Source organism: Streptomyces sp. NPDC002156, assembly GCF_053593675.1.
In genome coordinates this window covers 58,147-76,744 of the sequence record NZ_JBSFDA010000011.1, presented here as the reverse complement: position 1 = coordinate 76,744, position 18,598 = coordinate 58,147, and the positions used below count along the sequence as shown (strand labels likewise).

General features: G+C 71.7%; 17 protein-coding genes. 6 read left to right on the top strand and 11 right to left on the bottom strand.

Annotated features, from left to right (window positions below):
• Window positions 1-45 precede the first annotated feature (45 nt).
• Complete coding sequence (locus ACWCRB_RS07855) at window positions 46-426, bottom strand: winged helix-turn-helix transcriptional regulator (protein WP_389351746.1); 381 nt, start codon at window positions 424-426, stop codon at window positions 46-48.
• A gap of 108 nt (window positions 427-534) precedes the next feature.
• Between ACWCRB_RS07855 and ACWCRB_RS07850 the strand changes: the two genes are divergently transcribed.
• Entirely contained in the window at window positions 535-942 is a 408-nt protein-coding gene (locus tag ACWCRB_RS07850; RefSeq protein WP_450995186.1) for a RidA family protein, read from the top strand.
• Here the strand turns inward: ACWCRB_RS07850 and ACWCRB_RS07845 are convergent.
• The gene (locus ACWCRB_RS07845) at window positions 932-1,528 is read right to left on the bottom strand and encodes a YrhB domain-containing protein (protein ID WP_450995185.1); all 597 of its coding nucleotides are present in this window, start codon (window positions 1,526-1,528) and stop codon (window positions 932-934) included. The two genes, ACWCRB_RS07850 and ACWCRB_RS07845, sit on opposite strands and share 11 nt — an antisense overlap.
• Complete coding sequence (locus ACWCRB_RS07840; RefSeq protein ID WP_450995184.1) at window positions 1,525-1,968, bottom strand: GNAT family N-acetyltransferase; 444 nt, start codon at window positions 1,966-1,968, stop codon at window positions 1,525-1,527. The genes ACWCRB_RS07845 and ACWCRB_RS07840 overlap by 4 nt, the downstream gene beginning before the upstream one ends.
• A gap of 68 nt (window positions 1,969-2,036) precedes the next feature.
• Between ACWCRB_RS07840 and ACWCRB_RS07835 the strand changes: the two genes are divergently transcribed.
• Window positions 2,037-2,519: a GNAT family N-acetyltransferase gene (locus tag ACWCRB_RS07835; RefSeq protein ID WP_450995183.1), complete on the top strand. Its 483-nt coding sequence runs from the start codon at window positions 2,037-2,039 to the stop codon at window positions 2,517-2,519.
• 208 nt (window positions 2,520-2,727) lie between these two features.
• The gene (locus ACWCRB_RS07830; RefSeq protein ID WP_450995182.1) at window positions 2,728-4,185 is read left to right on the top strand and encodes a PAS domain-containing protein; all 1,458 of its coding nucleotides are present in this window, start codon (window positions 2,728-2,730) and stop codon (window positions 4,183-4,185) included.
• A gap of 28 nt (window positions 4,186-4,213) precedes the next feature.
• On the opposite strand, the gene ACWCRB_RS07825 is transcribed toward ACWCRB_RS07830, so the two are convergent.
• Window positions 4,214-4,981: an SIS domain-containing protein gene (locus tag ACWCRB_RS07825; RefSeq protein WP_405536715.1), complete on the bottom strand. Its 768-nt coding sequence runs from the start codon at window positions 4,979-4,981 to the stop codon at window positions 4,214-4,216.
• 293 nt (window positions 4,982-5,274) lie between these two features.
• Here ACWCRB_RS07825 and ACWCRB_RS07820 point away from each other — a divergent pair, with 293 nt between their 5' ends.
• Window positions 5,275-5,967: a metal-dependent transcriptional regulator gene (locus ACWCRB_RS07820; protein WP_235477446.1), complete on the top strand. Its 693-nt coding sequence runs from the start codon at window positions 5,275-5,277 to the stop codon at window positions 5,965-5,967.
• 557 nt (window positions 5,968-6,524) lie between these two features.
• On the top strand, window positions 6,525-7,433 hold the full coding sequence (locus ACWCRB_RS07815) for an alpha/beta fold hydrolase (protein ID WP_450995181.1): 909 nt from the start codon (window positions 6,525-6,527) through the stop codon (window positions 7,431-7,433).
• 159 nt (window positions 7,434-7,592) lie between these two features.
• On the opposite strand, the gene ACWCRB_RS07810 is transcribed toward ACWCRB_RS07815, so the two are convergent.
• The 7 genes from ACWCRB_RS07810 to ACWCRB_RS07780 form a co-directional block, all read right to left on the bottom strand.
• Window positions 7,593-8,252 (bottom strand): hypothetical protein, encoded by a 660-nt coding sequence (locus tag ACWCRB_RS07810; RefSeq protein ID WP_450995180.1) that lies wholly within the window; start codon window positions 8,250-8,252, stop codon window positions 7,593-7,595.
• Window positions 8,249-8,413, bottom strand: coding sequence for a hypothetical protein (locus ACWCRB_RS07805; protein ID WP_369033036.1), 165 nt, complete (start codon window positions 8,411-8,413; stop codon window positions 8,249-8,251). Before ACWCRB_RS07805 ends, ACWCRB_RS07810 begins: the two co-directional genes overlap by 4 nt.
• Window positions 8,414-8,451: 38 nt before the next feature.
• Window positions 8,452-12,678: a CHAT domain-containing protein gene (locus tag ACWCRB_RS07800; protein ID WP_450995179.1), complete on the bottom strand. Its 4,227-nt coding sequence runs from the start codon at window positions 12,676-12,678 to the stop codon at window positions 8,452-8,454.
• A 2-nt stretch (window positions 12,679-12,680) separates the two neighbouring features.
• Window positions 12,681-13,496 carry a hypothetical protein gene (locus tag ACWCRB_RS07795; protein WP_450995178.1) on the bottom strand — a complete coding sequence of 272 codons (816 nt, stop codon included), beginning with the start codon at window positions 13,494-13,496 and terminating at the stop codon, window positions 12,681-12,683.
• A gap of 152 nt (window positions 13,497-13,648) precedes the next feature.
• Window positions 13,649-15,247, bottom strand: a complete 1,599-nt coding sequence (locus ACWCRB_RS07790; protein WP_450995177.1) for a transporter — start codon at window positions 15,245-15,247, stop codon at window positions 13,649-13,651.
• Window positions 15,244-16,020, bottom strand: coding sequence for an ABC transporter ATP-binding protein (locus tag ACWCRB_RS07785; protein ID WP_450995176.1), 777 nt, complete (start codon window positions 16,018-16,020; stop codon window positions 15,244-15,246). The genes ACWCRB_RS07790 and ACWCRB_RS07785 overlap by 4 nt, the downstream gene beginning before the upstream one ends.
• A gap of 145 nt (window positions 16,021-16,165) precedes the next feature.
• A complete protein-coding gene (locus tag ACWCRB_RS07780; protein WP_235477456.1) occupies window positions 16,166-16,819 on the bottom strand; it encodes a bifunctional DNA primase/polymerase in 654 nt (217 codons plus the stop codon).
• A gap of 327 nt (window positions 16,820-17,146) precedes the next feature.
• Between ACWCRB_RS07780 and ACWCRB_RS07775 the strand changes: the two genes are divergently transcribed.
• Window positions 17,147-18,532 (top strand): transcriptional regulator, encoded by a 1,386-nt coding sequence (locus tag ACWCRB_RS07775; RefSeq protein WP_450995175.1) that lies wholly within the window; start codon window positions 17,147-17,149, stop codon window positions 18,530-18,532.
• Window positions 18,533-18,598: the final 66 nt, after the last annotated feature.

The window sequence follows — 18,598 nt, the reverse complement described above, 5'->3', positions numbered from 1 at the left end:
CCTGAACAGGGAAACCAGATCAGTGAGCGCGGCGTGTGCCCCATGTCAGACGTCGAACCGCCGCCGAGCCCCCTCGATGTGCCCCAGATACTGATGCGTCCAGTCGCACATCCCGTCGACCGTAGCCCGCAGCCCCTGCCCCGCCTCCGTCAGCGTGTACTCGACCCGTGGCGGCACGGTCGGGTACACCTTCCGCTCCGCCAGGCCGTTGCGCTCCAGCATCCGCAGGTTCTGGGTGAGCATCTTGTGGCTGACGCCCTCCACCTCGTTCCGCAACTCGCTGAAGCGCAGGGTGCGTTCGCCGAGGGTTTCGATGATCAGCAGGGCCCATTTGTTGGCTACGTCGGAGAAGATCTCGCGGGCCAGCGAGTCCGCGCGTCGCAAGTCCGCGTCCTCGGGTGAGCCGCTGAACTGCTTGGTCACCATCTGGTTCCCCAGTCACTGAAAAGTGCGTTCTTCCATGTCGGCGCTCACTCTCCTACGGTTCCTGAGTAACCACAAGAGAGCTAAGGAAGAAGGAAGGCGGACAGGCACATGGCCATCACCCTGCTCAACCCCGAAGGACTGCCCAAGATCGACGTCTACCGGCAGGTGTCGGTCGCGACCGGATCGAAGCTGGTCTTCGTCTCCGGGCAGGTCTCCTGGGACGCCGATGGCGTCACCGTCGGCGAAGGCGACCTCGCCGCACAGGTCGAGCAGTCCTACGTCAATGTCGGCACCGCCCTTGCCGAGGCCGGCGCCACCTTCGACGACGTGGCGAAGCTGAACTTCTACGTCGTCGACTGGACCCCCGACAAGATGCCCACGCTCCTGGAAGGCGTCTCCCGGGCGGCCAAGACACTGGGCGTCACCCCGGTCCCGCCGGTCACGATGATCGGTGTGGCGGCACTCGACATCCCCGACCACTTGGTCGAGATCGAGGCCACCGCGGTCATCGACTGATGGGCCTGCCCGGGCGGATCGTGCTCACGCCGAGCACCGGGTTGATGGGGGCGACGAGTTGTTCGGCGGCTACGGCCACCAGGTCGGCCGGTGCGGAGCCGCTCTCCAGTAATCCGCTCACGTACGTGAGGGCCCGCGCCGGGGACAGCACCGGCAGCCTCCGCCGCAGGGCGCGTACCGCGTGCACGCGCCCCCGTGCGGCGGCGAGTTCGCGTATCTCGTCGTGCAGGTCGTCCACGGACGTACGGACGGTCAGGCCTCGGATGCGGACGCGGTAGTCCGTCTCCCACTCCCCGGCCGCCATGGCGGCGGACCCGATCACGTGCAGCCCTCCGTCGACGCGGTCGACGAGGTACGGGCCGCTGCCGATCAGCATCGCGCTGAAATCCCCGGTGCGTACGTACTCCTCGGACTGGGACGAGACGAGCCACACCAGCTCATGCTCCTTGGCACCCGTCACCACCACGCGTACCGGGTCCACGCCCAGCGTCGACCACTTCTGACGCTCGCGCTCCAGCTCCTCCTCGACGATACGCACAGCCGCCTCGCGCCCGATCACGCGCGAGCCGTCCTCATCGCCCGTCACACCCGCTCACGCACCATGAACACATCCACCGCGTCCTCGCTCTCCACCACGAACCCGTGCCGCTCGTACAGCCGTCGAGCCGGGCTCCCCTGGAGGACGTTCAGGCGGACGGACCGGACCCCCGTGCCGTCGCAGCGCTCCAGCAACTCGCGCAGTACGGCCGAGCCGATGCCTGTGCCCTGGAAGCGTGGGTCCAAGTAGAAGTGCTCCAGCCAGTGGGCGTCCTCGGCCGGGCGCAGGGCCACGCAGCCCGCGAACTCGTCGGTCACCTCGATCATCCAGGTGTGGGCCGCGTCGAACCCGTCCCGGAAGCGCTGCCGGACGCGGTGGTCGTCGTACCGGCCGAGTCGTTCCAGGTCCGGCCGCATCACCACCGCCCGCAGTTCCGCTATCGGCTCGATGTCCGATGCCGACGCCGGTCGTATGTCCCAGTCCGCCATGATCGGCACGCTACCGCGCGGGACGCGGAGCGTTGACGGGTGCCCGCAGTGTGCGATTTTCTGGCGCCGTGTCTGATCTTCGTATCGTCTCCGTGGGTGGCTCCGATGTCGATGCCGATGTCGACGAGGTCGTGCTTCGCGACTGGCAGTACGTCCACAACCTGATCGTTCCGCCCGCCGCCCTGTCCCTCGACGAGGTACGTGTGCGCAGTGCTCGCAATCGGCTGGAAGTCGCGTATCTCGGGGACGCCCTCGTCGGGTGCTCCACTGTTCGGCCTCCCGCCGGGGACGGTGATCCAGCCGTCGCCACCGTCATCGCGCGCGTGCTGCCCGGTTTTCGGCGGCGCGGGTTCGGGACGGAGATGTACGTGAGAGGGCTCGCGCTTGCGCGGGAACTCGGGGCCGGGGCGATCGAGACCGTCGTACTCGCCGCCAACCACGACGGGCTGTCCTTCGCGCTCAAGCGCGGGTTCGTGGAGGTCGAGCGGTATGTGCTGGACGGGGAGAGCGACCTCTGGGTCGATCTGCGGCTGGTCGGAGCAGGAACCTGAAGGCCCGGACATTCCGGATGGTCGGTTTGGTCCGGGGGCGGGAGGGGCAAGAGGGGCTTGTTCCCGGACTACGGCGAATTTCCGCCGTACAACGATTTCCATCAATCTTGGGGGAACGCGATGTGTGCTGCGTCACGTTCGAGTTGAATGATGGTGAGTGAGCGAACCGTCGCGCAGTACGTGCGGACGCAGCCTGCAGGGGGTCCAGGTGAGTGCTTCCCGGCGTAGTGGGACCACCGACGAGCTGGGGCCGGACGAGCCCGAGAGGGACGGCCCGGACAGCCCGGTGGGTTCGGACGGCCCGGTGGGTTCCGACGGTGGTGGGTCCGACCTGCTCGCGGCCCTTCTCGACGGCATGGACGCCGCCCTGTGTGCCTTCGACGCCGACGGCGTCGTCACGCACTGGAACCGGGAGGCCGAGCGGATTCTCGGCTGGACCGCGGAGGAGGCCGTCGGGCGGCACGGGTTCGCCGGATGGGCCGTGCGCAGCGCCGACGCCGAGGACATCGAGGGGCGGCTGCTGTCCGCCATGCACGCCCCTGGGCGTCAGGTGCATGAGTTCGCGCTGCTGACCAAAGACGGGGGGCGCGTGCTCGTGCGTACGCAGTCCGCCGCCGTGCGCGGGCCCGACGGCAAGCCCGCCGGGCTGTACTGCGCCTTCAGCGAGGTGCACGCGCAGATAGACCTTGAGCGGTCGATCGCGTTGAGTGAGGCTCTCTTCGAGGACGCCAGTTGGGGGGTTGTCCTCGTCGATGTCGATCTGCGGCCCGCCGTCGTCAACTCGCATGCCGCCCGCGCGCTCGGCATCGGGCGTACGGCCGTCCTTGGGCGGCCTCTCGGCGAGCTGCTCGCGCAGGGTGTCGAGGAGCTGGAGAGCGCGCTGACGCACGTCCTCGCCGAGGGCGCGCCGCCCGCGCCCGCCGAGATGTGGGTGACCGTCCGGACGGCCGAGGGCGAGAAGCGGCGCTGCTGGCGGAGCGGGTTCCTGCGGCTGGCCTCGCCGCTCACCGAAGAACCGGTTCCGCTCGGGGTGGGCTGGCTGTTCCAGGACATCACCGAGGCCAAGCTGAGCGAGCAGGAGGCGGCTCAGCTGCGGTTCCGTACCAACCAGCTGCACCGCGCCGCGCGTGCCGCCGCCGAGTGCGAGGACCCCGCCGAGGCCGCGACCGTCCACCTGGACTTCGCCCTCGCCGGCTTCGCCGACCACGCGCTCATCGACCGGATCGCCGTCATCGGCGGTACGGCGGGCGATGGCTCCGCCGACTCCGCGGGCGACGGCGAGGGTCCCGTACGGCTGGTCCGTGCCGCCGCCACGCCCTCCGGTGCGCCCGGGCCCAGCGTCCTCGCCGGGCATGCCGGACTGCCGGTGCGCTACGGCGACGCGCACCCCGCCGTGCAGTGCGTGGAGCGGGCAGGGTCGGTGCGGGCGAGCGCGGGGTCGTACGGCGTCGAGCAGGCCCGCGCGTGGGCCGTACAGCGACGGTGGCCGCCGGACACGGTCCACGCGCTGTGCGCGGTGCTGCGCAGCCGGGGGCGCACCCTGGGCGTCGTGACGTTCCTGCGCGGCGGCGGACGGACCCAGTTCGAACGTACGGACGCCGTGTACGCGGAGGACGTGGCCGTACGGATAGCGGCGGCTCTGGACCTGGCCGGCCTCGGCAAGTAACCGGTCGGCTGCCCCGTAACCGCGCGGCTCAGCGCTCGTAGAAGATCCGGTCGCCGTACTGCTTCAGGATGCGGGCGTTCCAGTCGTGGCCGCCGTCCACGTTGCCGGAGCGCAGCAGCGGGGGCTCGATGCCCCGGTCCGCCAGGATGCCCGCCGCCGTCGCCATGACCGACTGGAGCACCGCCGAGGTGACGACCGTGGACGCGGGCGCGAAGGGCGCCGGGACGGTGTCGAGGGTGAGTACGGCGTCGCCGGGGGCGATCTTCGAGTCCAGTACGACGTCGCAGTGGTCCTTGAGGAACGTGCCCGAGGCGTTGCGGGGCGTCGTCTCCGTCGCGTACGCCACCGAGGTCACGCCGATGACCCGCACACCGAGGGCACGCGCGTGCAGCGCCATTTCCACCGGGAGGGTGTTGCGGCCGGAGAGGGAGATGATCACGAGTACGTCGCCCTCGCGCAGCGGAGAGGTGTCCAGGACGGTCGTGGCCAGGCCCTCGACGCGCTCCAGGGCGGAGCCCAGGGTGGCCGGCATGACGTCGACGCCGACGACGCCGGGTACCGCCAGCAGGTTCATCAGGGCGAGACCGCCCGCGCGGTAGACGATGTCCTGCGCGGCGAGCGAGGAGTGCCCGGCGCCGAAGGCGAACAGGCGGCCCCCGGCGGCCACGGTGTCGGCGATGAGCGTGCCGGCGGCCGTCACGGCCTCCGCCTCCTCGTCGCGCACCCGCCGCAGCAGGTCGATCGCGGCGTCGAGGAACTGTCCGGCCAGTTGGTCGGCAGGCTTGCTGTCGCTCATCGGTGAACCCTTCGGGAGATCGGCCTGACGGTCGGCTGTCGGTCGTCTGTCGGTCCGTGCCGCCGATCACGGTGAGGTCTGGACCAGTGCCCTGTCAACACGACCGTCCGCCGTTGTCGCCGCCGCCCCCGTACCCTCGGTGAAACGCACTGTCTACCCGGCCACGGGGATCCGTAACCGTGTGGTTTCAACGCGGCGGCACGGTTGTCAGTGGTATGCGTCAGAATTGAAGCCAGGGCCAGCGCACGCGCCGGAGCCGTCGAGCCTCCGGCACATCTCATCAAGGGGCACGTATGTCCGGACTGATCGATACGACGGAGATGTATCTCCGCACCATCCTCGAGCTGGAGGAGGAAGGTGTGGTCCCCATGCGCGCCCGGATCGCCGAGCGGCTGGACCAGAGCGGCCCGACGGTCAGCCAGACCGTGGCCCGGATGGAGCGAGACGGTCTGGTCGCGGTCGCCAGCGACCGGCATCTGGAGCTGACCGACGAGGGCCGCCGCCTCGCCACCCGCGTCATGCGCAAGCACCGCCTCGCGGAGTGCCTGCTCGTCGATGTGATCGGCCTGGAGTGGGAGCAGGTCCACGCGGAGGCGTGTCGCTGGGAGCATGTGATGAGCGAGGCCGTCGAGCGCCGCGTCCTCGAACTGCTGCGCCACCCCACGGAGTCGCCGTACGGCAACCCGATCCCGGGCCTGGAGGAGCTGGGCGAGAAGGACGGCGCGGACCCCTTCCTGGACGAGGGCATGGTCTCGCTGGCCGACCTCGACCCGGGTGTCGACGGCAAGACGGTCGTCGTACGCCGGATCGGCGAGCCCATCCAGACGGACGCGCAGCTGATGTACACGCTGCGCCGGGCGGGTGTGCAGCCCGGTTCGGTGGTGAGCGTGACGGAGGCGGCCGGCGGGGTGCTGGTCGGCAGCGGCGGCGAGGCGGCCGAGCTGGAGGCGGAGGTGGCCTCGCACGTGTTCGTGGCGAAGCGCTGATCCGGGGCGCCGTCGCTCCCGCGATCAACTCCCGCGATCAACTCCCGCGATCAACTCCTGTGATCGCAACTGCTGTGGCCGAGGGGGAACTTGCCGCGTCCCGGGGTCCGTGCCGCTCCGGGGCGCCAATCCAAGATTCAGTGTGCGGAATCGCAGCGCTCGGACGCTTCGCGTGCCACGCTGTCGCGAGAGGCATATGACTTGAGGGCTCTTCGCCGGGCGCGGCAGCGGTGCCGCCCGGCGGGGGAGGGGGAGCGTGAGGATGTGCCGCGGACGTGAAGAGGGCCCCGGCGCCAAGTGGCGCCGGGGCCTGTCCTCCCCTGTGCTGACCCGGAGCCCCGAGCTCCCAGGGTCATCCCCTACGGACCGCTTTCCCCGAGCGGTCCGCCTCCCGCAGAAGATCTCCCCCCGGCCGCGCGGATCATTCCTGGAACGTGGTCACTCGAACGAGGGGTGTTGCGGCCGGAGACCGCATTTTCGAATAGCCATTCGATAATCTGTGGCGGTAGAGGAACCAGGCAGAGGAAACTTCGATAGCTAGGGGGGTGCCAGGAACTGTGGCGCGGCGTATCGACGTGACCGGAGCAGGCGGCGTGCGCCTTGCCGCCTGGGAGTTCGCCGACCCTCCCAAATCCGGAGAGGCCGGAGAGACGGGAGAGGCCGGAGGGGACCAGGCCCGGGCGGGAGAGCCCGAGCGAGCCCCCGGCGTGCTGTTACTGCACGGGCTCATGGGCCGTGCCTCGCACTGGGCGTCCGCCGCCCGCTGGCTGGGCGAGCGGCATCGGGCCGTCGCACTGGACCAGCGCGGCCACGGCCAGAGCGATCGTCCGCCCGGTGACATCTACACCCGTGAGGCGTACGTCGAGGACGCCGAAGCGGCGATCGAGCAGCTCGGCCTCGGGCCGGTCGTCCTTATCGGCCACGCCATGGGTGCCCTGACGGCTTGGCAGCTCGCGGCGAAACGTCCCGACCTGGTGCGGGCTCTGGTCATCTGCGACATGCGGGCCTCGGCGCTCGGCGGGGCCTCCCAGCGGGAGTGGGAGGACTGGTTCAAGGCCTGGCCGGTGCCCTTCGCCACGCTCGCCGACGTACGCAAGTGGTTCGGCGAGGACGATCCCTGGGTGGAGCGGCCGACTCCGTCGCGTGGGGAGTTCTACGCCGAGGTGATGCAGGAGTCCGCCGACGGCTGGCGTCCTGTCTTCGAGCCGGAGCAGATGCTCAAGTCCCGGGAGACGTGGGTGTTCGACGCGCACTGGGAGGAGTTGACGCAGGTTCAGTGCCCGGCGCTTGTTGTGCGGGGGCTGGATGGGGAGTTGGGGCGGGCGGAGGCGCAGGAGATGGTTCGGGTGCTGCCTCGGGGGGAGTATGCGGAGGTGGCTGATGCGGGGCATATCGTGCACTACGACCAGCCGGATGCGTGGCGCGCGGCGATCGAGCCGTTCTTGGACGGCGTGCTGACGCGCTAGCGCTTCGCTCGGCAGGTGGTTCTTTGGCCGCGGGCCGGTGGGGGCTGGTCGCGCAGTTCCCCGCGCCCCTTGTGGGGGCGCTCCGCGCCACCCACAAACAGGCTCAGCCGCCCCTGCCCGTGGGGACGGGTTCAGCCGCCCCTGCCCGTGGGGACGGGCTCAGCCGCCCCCGCCCGTCACCGTCAGGAACGCCACCGCCCCCGTTGCCACCAGGGTCACCGCCAGCACGCACCAGCGGCGGGCCTCCTGGAAGGCCACGCGGATCTGCCAGACGTGGGCCATGGCGAGGAGCCAGCGTACGAAGGGGTCTGTGCGGGTGATGTTGGTCTTGGCTCGGTCCAGGTGGCGGTGGAGGTGGGCCCGGCGGGTGGGGTCGGACTCCGTCGTGAGGGCGCGGTGGATGTTCACGGCGACGGCGCGGTGGCGCAGGAGGTCGTCGATGTCGGTGGCGGCGGAGCCGAAGAAGTCGGCCGGGGAGGCGTCGATCAGCTCGCGCAGGCCGCGTGCTGCCGGGGTGTTGAGCGTGGCGGTGGTGGTGATCGGCGGTACGAGCACCCGGCTGACCTGCCAGACGGCGAGGCACACCCCGGTGAGCGCGACGAGCAGTGCGCCGCCCGCGACCAGCGCCTCGCCCAGCCCGTGCACCTTCCCGACCGCCACCAGCGGCCCACCGCCGACGAGCGCGGCCCCGACGACACCGAACGAGGCGATCATCCACCGCGCGGCGGCCCGCAGTTCGGGCACGGCGTCGAGGGGGGAGGGCAGGGCGTCGAAGGGGGTGACCATACCGGGGTCGGGCGGGGGCGGGGCGGTGGTCATCTGGGCCGGTCCTCGTCGACGGGGGAGTCCTTGGTCAGGGCCTGGGGCGGCCCGTCGTCGTCCGGCACGTCCGGGTACACGACCCACGCCGTGCCGTCGTAGAACTCCAGTACGCCGTTGTCGCCGAGCCGTACGTCGTTGATCTTCGGGGCGTCCGCCATACGCGCAGTATCCCAGGCCACAGCCCTTCGATGGCCGGTCAACGGGACGTCTCCTCCGCTTCGTTGAGGTAGTGCAGCACCGCGGCGACCGCCGCCCGCTGGGTGGGCTGTTGCAGGCCGGTGGCCAGCCGGGGGTCGCGTTCGCCGGAGAGGATCCGTTCCAGGACCGTGGACATCGGCGCCAGCAGCGGATCCGCGGCGAACCCGTCCAGGTTCTCGCGGGTCACCTCGTCGGTCCCGGTCCCGGTCCCGGTCCCCGTCCCGGTCCGGTCGAGGGCGGAGGCGACGAAGCTGCCGAGGGCGATGCCGAGATACATCGCGGTCCACAGTTCGACGGGTACGGTCACCCGGCCGGCCAGCGCGTCGAGGGCGCGCCGCGCCACCGGGGCGTCGAGGGGCCCCAGCCCGAAGAGCACACCGGGCCCGCGCTCACCGCCCTGGATCCGGCCCAGTACGTCGGCCAGCGGCCCGAACATCGCGTTCATCGCGGCGAGTTCGGCGAGGTGCTGGCGCAGCTTCACCTTCGCCGCCGTGTTGCGCCGCTCGGCGGCCACCAGCGCCGCGAGCACCGGCTCCCAGAGCATGCCCCAGGCCGCCGCCCGCACGGCGCCGAGCCGGTCAGCCCCCGTTACCCCGTCCTTCGCCTCCCGCACCAGCGCGTCGAGCGACTCCCGGGCCCGGACGAGCCCGGGGTCCAGGCCGGCGAGCAGCCGGTCCAGGGCCACCCCGGGCACCTCGGCCACCCGAGCGCACAACTCCTCGACCCCGGCGGGCAGTTGAGCCACGCCATCCGCCCCGAACTCCTGGAGGTCGCCCGCGAGGGACTGCGCCGCGTTCATCGTCCGGCCGCCCCCGCTGAGCGTGGCGAGCAGCGCCGCCGCGAGATGGTGGGCGACCGCGCCCGCCGCGTCCCGTGCGTGGCTGTGCAGATACGTGCCCAGGTTGGCGTGCCCGACGGCGACGACCGGCGGAACGCCCGCCCGGTAGGCGTACCGCAGGCTGTCCCGCTCCCGTGCGATCGCCACCTCGCCGTGTCCGCGCGCGTCCGCCACATTGGCGAGCGCCCCGAACACCTCGCCCAGGGAGAGGAAGTCCCCGGCGTCCTCGAAGACCTGCCTGCACTCGTCCAGCAGCCGCAGCGCGTCCTCCGTACGGCCCAGGCGCAGCAACGGCATGTACGCGGGCAGCCGGGCCGCCGCGAGGTCGGTGACCGGCGCGCCGCGCGCCCGCTTGGAGGCGCTCAGGTCGTCGGCGTACTCCAGGGCCCGCCGCCACTCCCCGGCCTCGATCGCGGCGCGCTGCCCGGTGTCGCACAGCTCCTCCCAGACCTCCCACCAGTCGACTCCCTCGCCCGGCCCGCGTCTCCGGGGCACGTCACGCATCCGCCGGTGCAGTGCGTCGGCCTCGGCCAGGGCCTCGCCTGCCCGGTCGGTCTCCGACAGGACGTGCAGGCGCTGGACCTCGTACAGGAGCGTCGTCCAGGTGCCCAGGCCGGCCAACCGCGCGTGTTCGGCGCCCTGTTCGGCGAGGGCGAGTGCCTCGGTCAGGCGTCCGGTGCGTACGCAGAGGGCGACCAGGCCGCTGGTCGCGGAGGCGGCGGCAGAGTGGTCGCCGCGTGCCGACGCCGAGGCCAGGGCGGCCCGTTCGTGGCGTTCGGCGGCGGCCGGGTCGATCTCGCCGAGTATCCGGGCGAGCGCGTCCGTCGGCGGGACGACCCCGGTGCCCGGCGCGGACGCGGCGCGGGTCGCGATCCTGCGCAGCAGGGGCAGCACTCGGGCCCGGGTCGGGGCCGAGGTGTCCCGGCGCAGCACGGCCTCCAGCAGTACCGCGGCGGACGACTCCTGTCGCAGCCGGAGCAGATAGGGCGCGGCGGACAGCGCGGCGAGCGTCAGCAGCGGCCCGGCCAGCCGGGCATTCTCGGCGTCGGTGCCCTCGCGGGTCCACGCCATCTCGAACACCCGCAGCCAGTATCCCGACAGCCGCGTGTCGACCAGCTCCCGGACCCGCGCACCGGCCCGCGCCCGCCCCTCGGCGGCCACGGCGGCCTGGATCTCGTACGACTGTCCAGGGCGCGGGGTGAGCAGCCCGTGGGCCACCAGTGTCCGCAGGGCCGCGTCAACCGGCGTGTCCGGATGGCCCAGTTGGGCGCGCAGGTCGGGCCAGTTGTGGTCGACGGCCACCTGGTTGCGGTCGGTCTCGTCGAGGCAGCACAGGACGTGGAACAAGTCGCGGTCGACGGGCGCGAGTTCGGCGGCGACACCGTCGGACCAGGCGCGCAGTACGCGCAGATGCTCGTCGTCGCCGGATGCCTCCGCCGCCCGGTTTCCGGCGGCCAGCAGCCGTTCCAGGCGCTCCGGATCGGCGGCCTGGGCGTCGGCCAGCTCCAGCAACTTCGGGTGGCCCTGGGCCAGTTCGAGGAGACGGGTGGCGAGTCGGCGGGCGGCCGCGGGTGTCGTACCGGGGAGCCGTCCGTCGATCAGCCAGGCCAGGTGGGGGAGTTCGCGGGCGAGCAGCAGGGCCTCGTCGGGGGTCAGCAGGTTGACCGGTTCGGTCCGTACGCGCGCCCCCAGCTCGGCCGGCCGCACCCGCCCGCACAGAATCACCCGCCCGGCCCCGGACCGATCGGACAGCGCACCGACCAGAGCTCCCCAACGCCGGTCCCGCCAGGCCCTGTCGGGGGTCAGCAGGGCGTCGATGCCGTCGATGACCAGCAGTACGCGCTCCCGCTCCAGCCACGAGGAGACGGCGGCCACGAACTCCGTCGCCGACCCGTCGGCCGCCTCCAGGAGATGCAGACAGCGCAGCCCGGGCACCGCCTCTTCCAGGGCCAGCGCGAAGGAGGCGAGCACCGCCTCCTCGTACCGGTGGTGGTCCTGCTCCTGGGGAGCCGTGAACCAGACGGTCCGCTCGAAGGCGTGCGCGTGCGTCGCGACCAACTCCCGTGCGCACGCGGTCTTTCCGGCCCCGGGCATACCGTGCAGCAGCACTCCGCCCAGCCCGCTGCGGGGGGCCAGTACGGCGCCGGCGCGAGCGAGGAGAGCGACACGGCCGACGAAGTGCTCGGGTATGGGAGGTAGTTGGGCAACGGTGATATCCAGGCCGGATGCATCCTGACCGGAGGCGTCCGTGCGACCCGTCGGCGCGTTCAGCGTCAGCCCCACCGCCCGCGCCCCGAACAGCGCCGGGGTGCCCGCCCGAAGTGCGGAACCGGGCACCCCGTCCGCCTCCCCTGCCAACTCACCCAGCACCCCCGCCAGCGCCCGGGGCAATACCCGTCCCTCGACGACCAGTTGGCGGTAGAGCCGCTCGGCGAGGGCGGTCGCGAACCCGTCCTCCACCGGGTACCGCATGGCCAGCACCGCGCACCCCAGCCGCTCGACGAGATCCCCGGCGACAGCCCCGACGACCGGTTCCCCTGAGCCGCCGGAAGCCTCGACCGGACCGGGGGCCGCCGCCGACCAGCACGCCGACAGGGTGACGAGGGAGACGTCACGGGCAGCGGTGAGGAGGTCGACGAGTTCGGGCGCGCGGACCCGGTCGGGGTGCCCGGCGTCGGTCTCCAGGAGGAGTTCGCCGGGGCTGCCGTGGCCGGAGACGTGCACGAGGTCCCAGCCGGCCGGCCCCGCCAGTACGGCACGCAGCCGCTCGCGCGTCACCCCGTACTGCAGCGTGTGCATCTCCACCGCGCGCCCGGCGTTCGCCGCCTCCGTGAACAGCCGTGTCAGCGCGAGCCGTTCGCGCCGCAGGTTCAGCGCCCGGCTGCCCTCGGGCAGACTGAACAGCGCCAGCACCCGCACCGGACTGTCACCCCGCTCCCCGGCCGCGCGGCCCGCACCCCACTGCGTCACGAGGGTCACGTCCTGGACGGCCAGTGGCCGCCCGTCCGCGTGCGCCAGCTCCAGGGGTACGGACATCAGGCGCCGTGCGCCCGGTACGTCCGTCGGCACGACGACCCGTACCACCGCCGGGGCCGCCGCGAGCAGCGCGGGCGCGACCGGCCCGAGGACCTCCGTGCCGATCCACGCACCCACCTCCCGGACGATCTCCTGTTCCCGCGCGGCCCGTACGTCCGGGGGCGCGTGCCGGCGCAGATGTCCGGGCAGGTCGAGGAATGCCTCGTACAGGGGGCCGGTCGGGTCCAGGCGGACCTCGTGCCGGGCGAGGACCTCGCCGTCCGGCGCCACCAGCACCCACTGCCAGTGGTCCGGCCCGGCGAAGTCCTCGACGAGCAGCGTCAGTTCGACCAGGGAAGGCTGATCCGGCACGGTCAGATCCCGAACTGGCTGCGCAGGCCCTTGATCATGGTGAGCGTCTGTTCCATACCGGGGCGCACGGGATGGCCGGCCGGGAACTCCCGCAGCCCGCGCGCGTACATCTCCTCGGCCTCGCCGATGTGTTCGGGACGGCCGGTCTGGACGAGCCCGAGGAGGACTCCGCCGAGGTTGACGAGACGCACCGCGTGCATCGGATGGTCGTCGGGGGTGTCGCGCAGTGCGGCTCGGGCGTGTTGGACGGCCTCGTTCAGGATGTCGCTGTCCCGGCTCTTGCGCCCTTTGCGGAGCAGGGAGTTGGCGAGGTTCGACACCTGGCCGACGCGCTGCTCGGCCCGCTCGGCGCTGCCGCCCGTCGGCATGAGGTCCAGGCAGCCGCGGTACAGGGCGATGGCCTCGTCGATGGACTCCTCGTCCTCCGTCCTGTCGTAGGCCTCCTGGAGGGCGGTGGCCAGGGAGGACATGTGCCGGGAGAGTTCCGGGTCGCCGGGCGGGGACTTGTCGACGGCCTGGCGGCCGTAGTCGATGGCCTTGACCAGATCGGCGGTGCCGTGGTCGCGTTCCCAGCTCAGCCGGTGCAGCATGCACAGCGAGGAGAGGGCGGCGGCGTGGCGGAAGTCGGTGACCGGGTAGACCTCCACGGCCAGTTCGGCGGCCTGTATCGAGCCGCGCAGCAGCTTCGGGTCGCCGGTACGGCCGTACGCCAGCCGCAGGTCGTCGGAGACACCTAGGGGTTCGAGGTGCTCGGACTCCGCCGCGTCCCCGGCCTTGTCGTTGCCCCTGGACTTGGATCTGCCGAACCATTTGGCCATGCGCAGGCTCCCCCCTTACTCGCTTCCGTTCACTCCCTCCCTCCCCGCGATCGGCGGCCCAAACCCCCTATGCCGCAGGCAAGTTCGAACAGTGGCAGTGGCAGTGGCGGTGACAGGGATCAGGGGGAAGGGCGGGCCGGGGCCCCGGGGGTTCAGCCCCTGCTGACCGCTGCCAGGATCTCCGGGAGGCGTCCCGCCGTGCGTGGGGCGGCGAGCCGTAGGCCGAGGAGGGTGAGCAGGGCGCCGTAGCCGACGCCGACCGGCAGCAGCAGCCAGGTCCAGCGGTCGCCGCCCGAGTCGGCGTTCAGCCAGATGGTGAGGGCGATGACCGGGGCGCACAGCAGGGAGGCTCCGATCATGCCGCCGAAGATGGCGACCGTGGCGAGCCCGGACTGCCCGGGAGCGACGTTCTTGTACCCCTCCTGCGGGATGGAGTACGGGAACCGCGCCGACGACCAGGCCCCGGCCGCCAGCATCGCCCCGAGCAGCGCGAGGGACAGCCCGAGCGCCTCCGGCAGTGTGGCCCAGTCGTCGAGCAGCGCGGTGGTGAGGACGACCACGAGGGTGGCGTACGGCAGGCTGATCAGCAGCAACGCCAGGGCCCGGCCGCGCAGTTCGACGTACGCGTCCCGGGTGGACGAGATCGTCATCGCGACCATCCAGAAGGCGGAGGTGTCCTGGCCGAACTGGTTGTACATCTGGATGCCGAGCATTCCGGCCGCGAAGCACGCGAAGTAGATCGACCCGGTGCCCTGCAAGGCGTTGAACACCGGCACGATCAGCCCGATCGCCAGCGAAGTCACCCACGCCGCCTTGGTCTTGGGGTCGCGCCACGCGTACCGCAGACTCCGCTCCATGACGGTCCCGGTACGCCCGCCCGGCAGCAGCCGCCCCAGCCCGCCGGAGCCCCGCTCCCGAGTACCGGAGGGCTCCGCGGCCTGCAGGGTGGACCCGTCGGGGGAGGTCATCAGCCGGGTGAGGGTCCGCGACCAGGCCCCCAGCAGCAACACCAACGCCCCGCCACTGATCGCGAGTTGGGCGACCGCGACCCCGTACGACCCCTCGCTCGCCGAGTCCACGGCCCCGATCACCGAAGCGGGCGGCACCCACGCCAAGACCTCGGCGGCCGGGTCGAGTTGCCCGAACCCGGCCGAATTGAGCTGCTGCGCACCGAAGTTGACGACCTGCGCCCCGATCGCGATGACCAGCCCGCTGAGTACGGCGAGATCGCGGCCCTTGCGACTGCTGAGCAGCCGGATGTTGGCGGCGGCGACGGCCCGCGCGAGCGCCACGCAGACGAGCAGCGCGAGCGGGACGGCGACGAGCGACACGACGTACGCCGCCCCGCCGCGCGCCACGGCGATCACAGAGCCGACGAGCAGCGACAGCGTGAACAGCGGCCCTATCCCGACGAGCGAGGCGGCGAGGAGCGCCCGGACCAGCGGCCGGGGGCGCAGCGGGAGCATCACCAGCCGGGTCGGGTCGAGGGTCTCGTCGCCGCTGGGGAAGAACAGCGGCATGACGGCCCAGCCCAGCGCCATCACCGCGAGCAGGAGGACGGTGACGGACGCGGCGTGCGCGTCGCCGCGCAGGGCGATCAGCCCGATGAACTGGAGCGCGGCGAGCAGCAGCACGACGACGACGGAGGAGATGTACGCGGCCCGCCGCCCGGCGGACTGCCGCAGCCCGTTGCGCAACAGCGACAGCTTGAGCCGTACGACGACAGGGGTGATGGACCCCGCCGTACTCATCGGGCGCCGCCGCCCAGCCAGTCGAGGTGGGACCCGTGGTCGCGCCCGCCCGCGCCGACGAGTTCGAGGAACGCGTGCTGGAGGGAGGGCGCGTCACCCCGTACCTCGGCCAGCGGCCCGTGCGCCCGGATGCGCCCCGCCGCCATCACCGCGACCCAGTCGCACAGCGACTCGACCAGCTCCATCACATGGGAGGAGAAGACGACGGTGGCGCCGGAGGCCGTGTACCGCTCCAGCACACCCCGGATGATCTGTGCCGACACCGGGTCCACGCCCTCGAACGGCTCGTCGAGGAACAGGACTTCGGGGTTGTGGAGGAGAGCGGCGGCGAGGCCGATCTTCTTGCGCATACCGGTCGAGTAGTCGACGACGAGCTTGTGCCGGGCGCCGGCCAGGTCGAGGACGTCGAGCAGCTGGGCGGCCCGCTTGTCGACCTCGGCACCGGGCAGTCCGCGCAACCGCCCCGAGTAGGCGAGGAGTTCACGCCCGGACAGCCGCTCGAAGAGCCGAAGTCCTTCGGGCAGCACCCCGATCCGCGCCTTCACCTCGACGGGGTCCCGCCACACGTCGTGCCCCACGACCTCCACGGTGCCCTGATCGGGCCGCAGCAGCCCGGTCACCATGGAGAGAGTCGTGGTCTTCCCGGCCCCGTTGGGCCCGACAAGCCCCACGAACTTCCCCGCGGGCAACTCCAGATCGATCCCGGCAACAGCGACCTGCTGCCCAAACCGCTTCCATAGCCCCTGCACGCGCACGGCAGCACCATCGACCATGCGGTCACCATATGGTTTTTACGGTGCGATGGAGGTTGTTAGGGCGCGGGGCTGTGTCTGATCTGCGGCTCCGCCGCGGGGCGCGACCAGCCCCCACCGGCCCGCAGCCGCCACACAACCGAAACCAGGCACCCCAAGAGGCGACTTACCGATCGCGCCCGCAAGCGTAAGCAAGCGGCGAGATCAACTCCTCCGCATCCGGCAGCCACCGATTCGCAGGCGTAGGCCGGCAGGCCCACTGCACAGCCCCCCGAGACCCGTACCGAGTAGGCGGCGCAGCCACATACGCCCCCTCCCCCAGCGCGACCAGATCAAGCGAAGCCGGTGCCCACCCCAACTTGCGCACCAGATCAGGCACCTTCACCGAAGCCCCCGGCAGCACAAAGAACCGCATCCGCCGATCCGGCGTCAACGTCACCGGCCCCAGCGTCAGTTCCATCCGCTCCATGCGCGCCAGCGCGAGGAACCCCGCGGTCTCAGGCACGTCGATCGCGTCGAACGTGTGGCCGGTCGGCAGCAGGATCGACGCCGTCGGCTGCTCGGTCCACAGCCGGCGCGCGACAGTCGCACTGCCCGTGGCCTGCGTGATCCAGTCGGGCCGTGTCGGGTGTGCGCCGGGCAGCGCGCACGCGGCGTCGCCGCAGGAGCAGCGCTGCACCCCGTCGACTGCTTCCAGCCACGTACCGGGAAACACGTCCCAGTGGCGCTCTTCGGCGTAACGGACGGCGGTTTCCAAGAGGGATTCGCCGCGTTGCTTCGGGATTTGGGCAGCATCAGGGCCCGCGATGGTCTCTTCCACGATGAACTCAACTCTAGTGGGAATCATGAGTTACGCATGTCACATGCGCGGGGGAGGAGCATCGATTCCGCATCTGGGGCGCATGGATGCATGTGCGGGGGCGCGCGGGAGGATCCGCGGCGGGGCTGGGTAGGCAGGTGAGGGGCTGGGCATCCGTCTTTACCCCGGCAATCCTCACAAGCCTCGCATTTTCGGCATGCGCGCGGGGCACTGATCTTCAAGGCCGGATCTTTTCGCCGTACGGATCTCTGTACGGAACGGACCCGGGCACGGAAGACACGTCAACTCGGTGCGTGGGCACGGCACCGCAGCCACAGGGGGTACGCCATGGCCGCAAGGCCTCTCGTCGCGCGGCAGCCGAACGAACGGTTGCAGGCGCTCATCCAGGAAGCGGGCTGCTCGAACGCCGGGCTGGCCCGCCGGGTCAACATGTGCGGTGCGGAGCACGGCCACGATCTGCGGTACGACAAGACGTCCGTGGCCCGTTGGCTGCGCGGACAGCAGCCGCGGGGCCGGGCGCCCGCGATCATCGCCGAGGCCCTCGGCCGCAAACTGGGCCGTACGGTCACGATCGACGAGATCGGCATGGCCAACGGCAAGAACCTCGCCTCGGGCGTCGGGCTCCAGTTCTCCCCGACCGTCCTCGGCGCCATCGAGCAGGTGTGTGAGCTGTGGCGCAGTGACGTGGGCCGGCGGGACTTCCTCTCCGGTTCGTCCGTCGCCGCGTCCGCGCTCGTGGAGCCCAGCCGCGACTGGCTGATCTCGTCCCCGGACTCCCAGGTGGCGCGCCAGGCGGGGCCGCGCGTGGGGCCGTCGGACGTGGCGGCGGTGCGCGCGATGACGCAGGCGCTCACGGATCTCGACCACCAGTACGGCAGCGGGCATGTGCGTCCGGTCGTCGTGCACTACCTCAACAGCGTCGTCTCCGGGCTGCTGGCGGGCTCGTACCGGGAGGCGGTGGGACGTGATCTCTTCGCCGCCGTCGCCCGGTTGACCGAACTCGCCGGGTACATGGCCGTCGACACCGGTCAGCCCGGGCTCGCCCAGCGCTACTACATCCAGGCGCTCCGCCTCGCCCAGGCGGCCGGGGACAGAGGGTACGGAGGGTATGTACTCGCCGCGTCCATGAGCCATCTCGCCGCGCAGCTCGGAAACCCGCGGGAGATCGCGCAGTTGGCGCGGGCGGCGCAGGAGGGGGCGCGTGGGAGGGTCACCCCGCGCGCGGAGGCCATGTTCTACGCGGCGGAGGCCCGCGGGCACGCGTTGATGGGCGACGCGCGGGCGGCCCAACTGGCGTCCGGGCGCGCGGTGAACGCCCTGGAGGCGGCCGATCCGGAGTCCGGGGACGACCCGGCGTGGATCGCGCACTTCGACGCGGCCTACCTGGCCGACGAGTTGGCGCACTGCCACCGGGACCTCGGCCAGGCCGAGGCGGCGGCGCGGTGCGCGCAGGAGTCGCTGGACGGGCACCCCGAGACGCGGGCGCGACGCCGGGCCATCGGGCTGGTGCTGCTGGCCTCGGCACAGGTCCAGCAGCGCGAGGTCGAGGAGGCCTGCCACACGGGTCTGCGCGCGGTGGAACTCCTGGGCACCCTGCGCTCCAACCGGGGCGCCGAGTATCTGGAAGACCTGCAGCTGCGCCTGGAGCCGTACCGCGACGAACCGGTGGTCCGGGAGTTCGGGGCACGGATGGATCTGCGGGCGGCGGCGTGACGGGAGACACAGCCGGAGGCTGAGTCGCTGGTGGGGCAGTGGTCTGGTCCAGTGCTGCGTGGAAAG

Bases quoted from the DNA above. Each gene is read 5' to 3' on its own strand.
- ACWCRB_RS07795 (WP_450995178.1), bottom strand. From the start codon at position 13,496: ATGGCCAAATGGTTCGGCAGATCCAAGTCCAGGGGCAACGACAAGGCC.
- ACWCRB_RS07790 (WP_450995177.1), bottom strand. From the start codon at position 15,247: ATGAGTACGGCGGGGTCCATCACCCCTGTCGTCGTACGGCTCAAGCTG.
- ACWCRB_RS07825 (WP_405536715.1), bottom strand. From the start codon at position 4,981: ATGAGCGACAGCAAGCCTGCCGACCAACTGGCCGGACAGTTCCTCGAC.
- ACWCRB_RS07805 (WP_369033036.1), bottom strand. From the start codon at position 8,413: ATGGCGGACGCCCCGAAGATCAACGACGTACGGCTCGGCGACAACGGC.
- ACWCRB_RS07775 (WP_450995175.1), top strand. From the start codon at position 17,147: ATGGCCGCAAGGCCTCTCGTCGCGCGGCAGCCGAACGAACGGTTGCAG.
- ACWCRB_RS07820 (WP_235477446.1), top strand. From the start codon at position 5,275: ATGTCCGGACTGATCGATACGACGGAGATGTATCTCCGCACCATCCTC.
- ACWCRB_RS07855 (WP_389351746.1), bottom strand. From the start codon at position 426: ATGGTGACCAAGCAGTTCAGCGGCTCACCCGAGGACGCGGACTTGCGA.
- ACWCRB_RS07850 (WP_450995186.1), top strand. From the start codon at position 535: ATGGCCATCACCCTGCTCAACCCCGAAGGACTGCCCAAGATCGACGTC.
- ACWCRB_RS07840 (WP_450995184.1), bottom strand. From the start codon at position 1,968: ATGGCGGACTGGGACATACGACCGGCGTCGGCATCGGACATCGAGCCG.
- ACWCRB_RS07785 (WP_450995176.1), bottom strand. From the start codon at position 16,020: ATGGTCGATGGTGCTGCCGTGCGCGTGCAGGGGCTATGGAAGCGGTTT.
- ACWCRB_RS07810 (WP_450995180.1), bottom strand. From the start codon at position 8,252: ATGACCACCGCCCCGCCCCCGCCCGACCCCGGTATGGTCACCCCCTTC.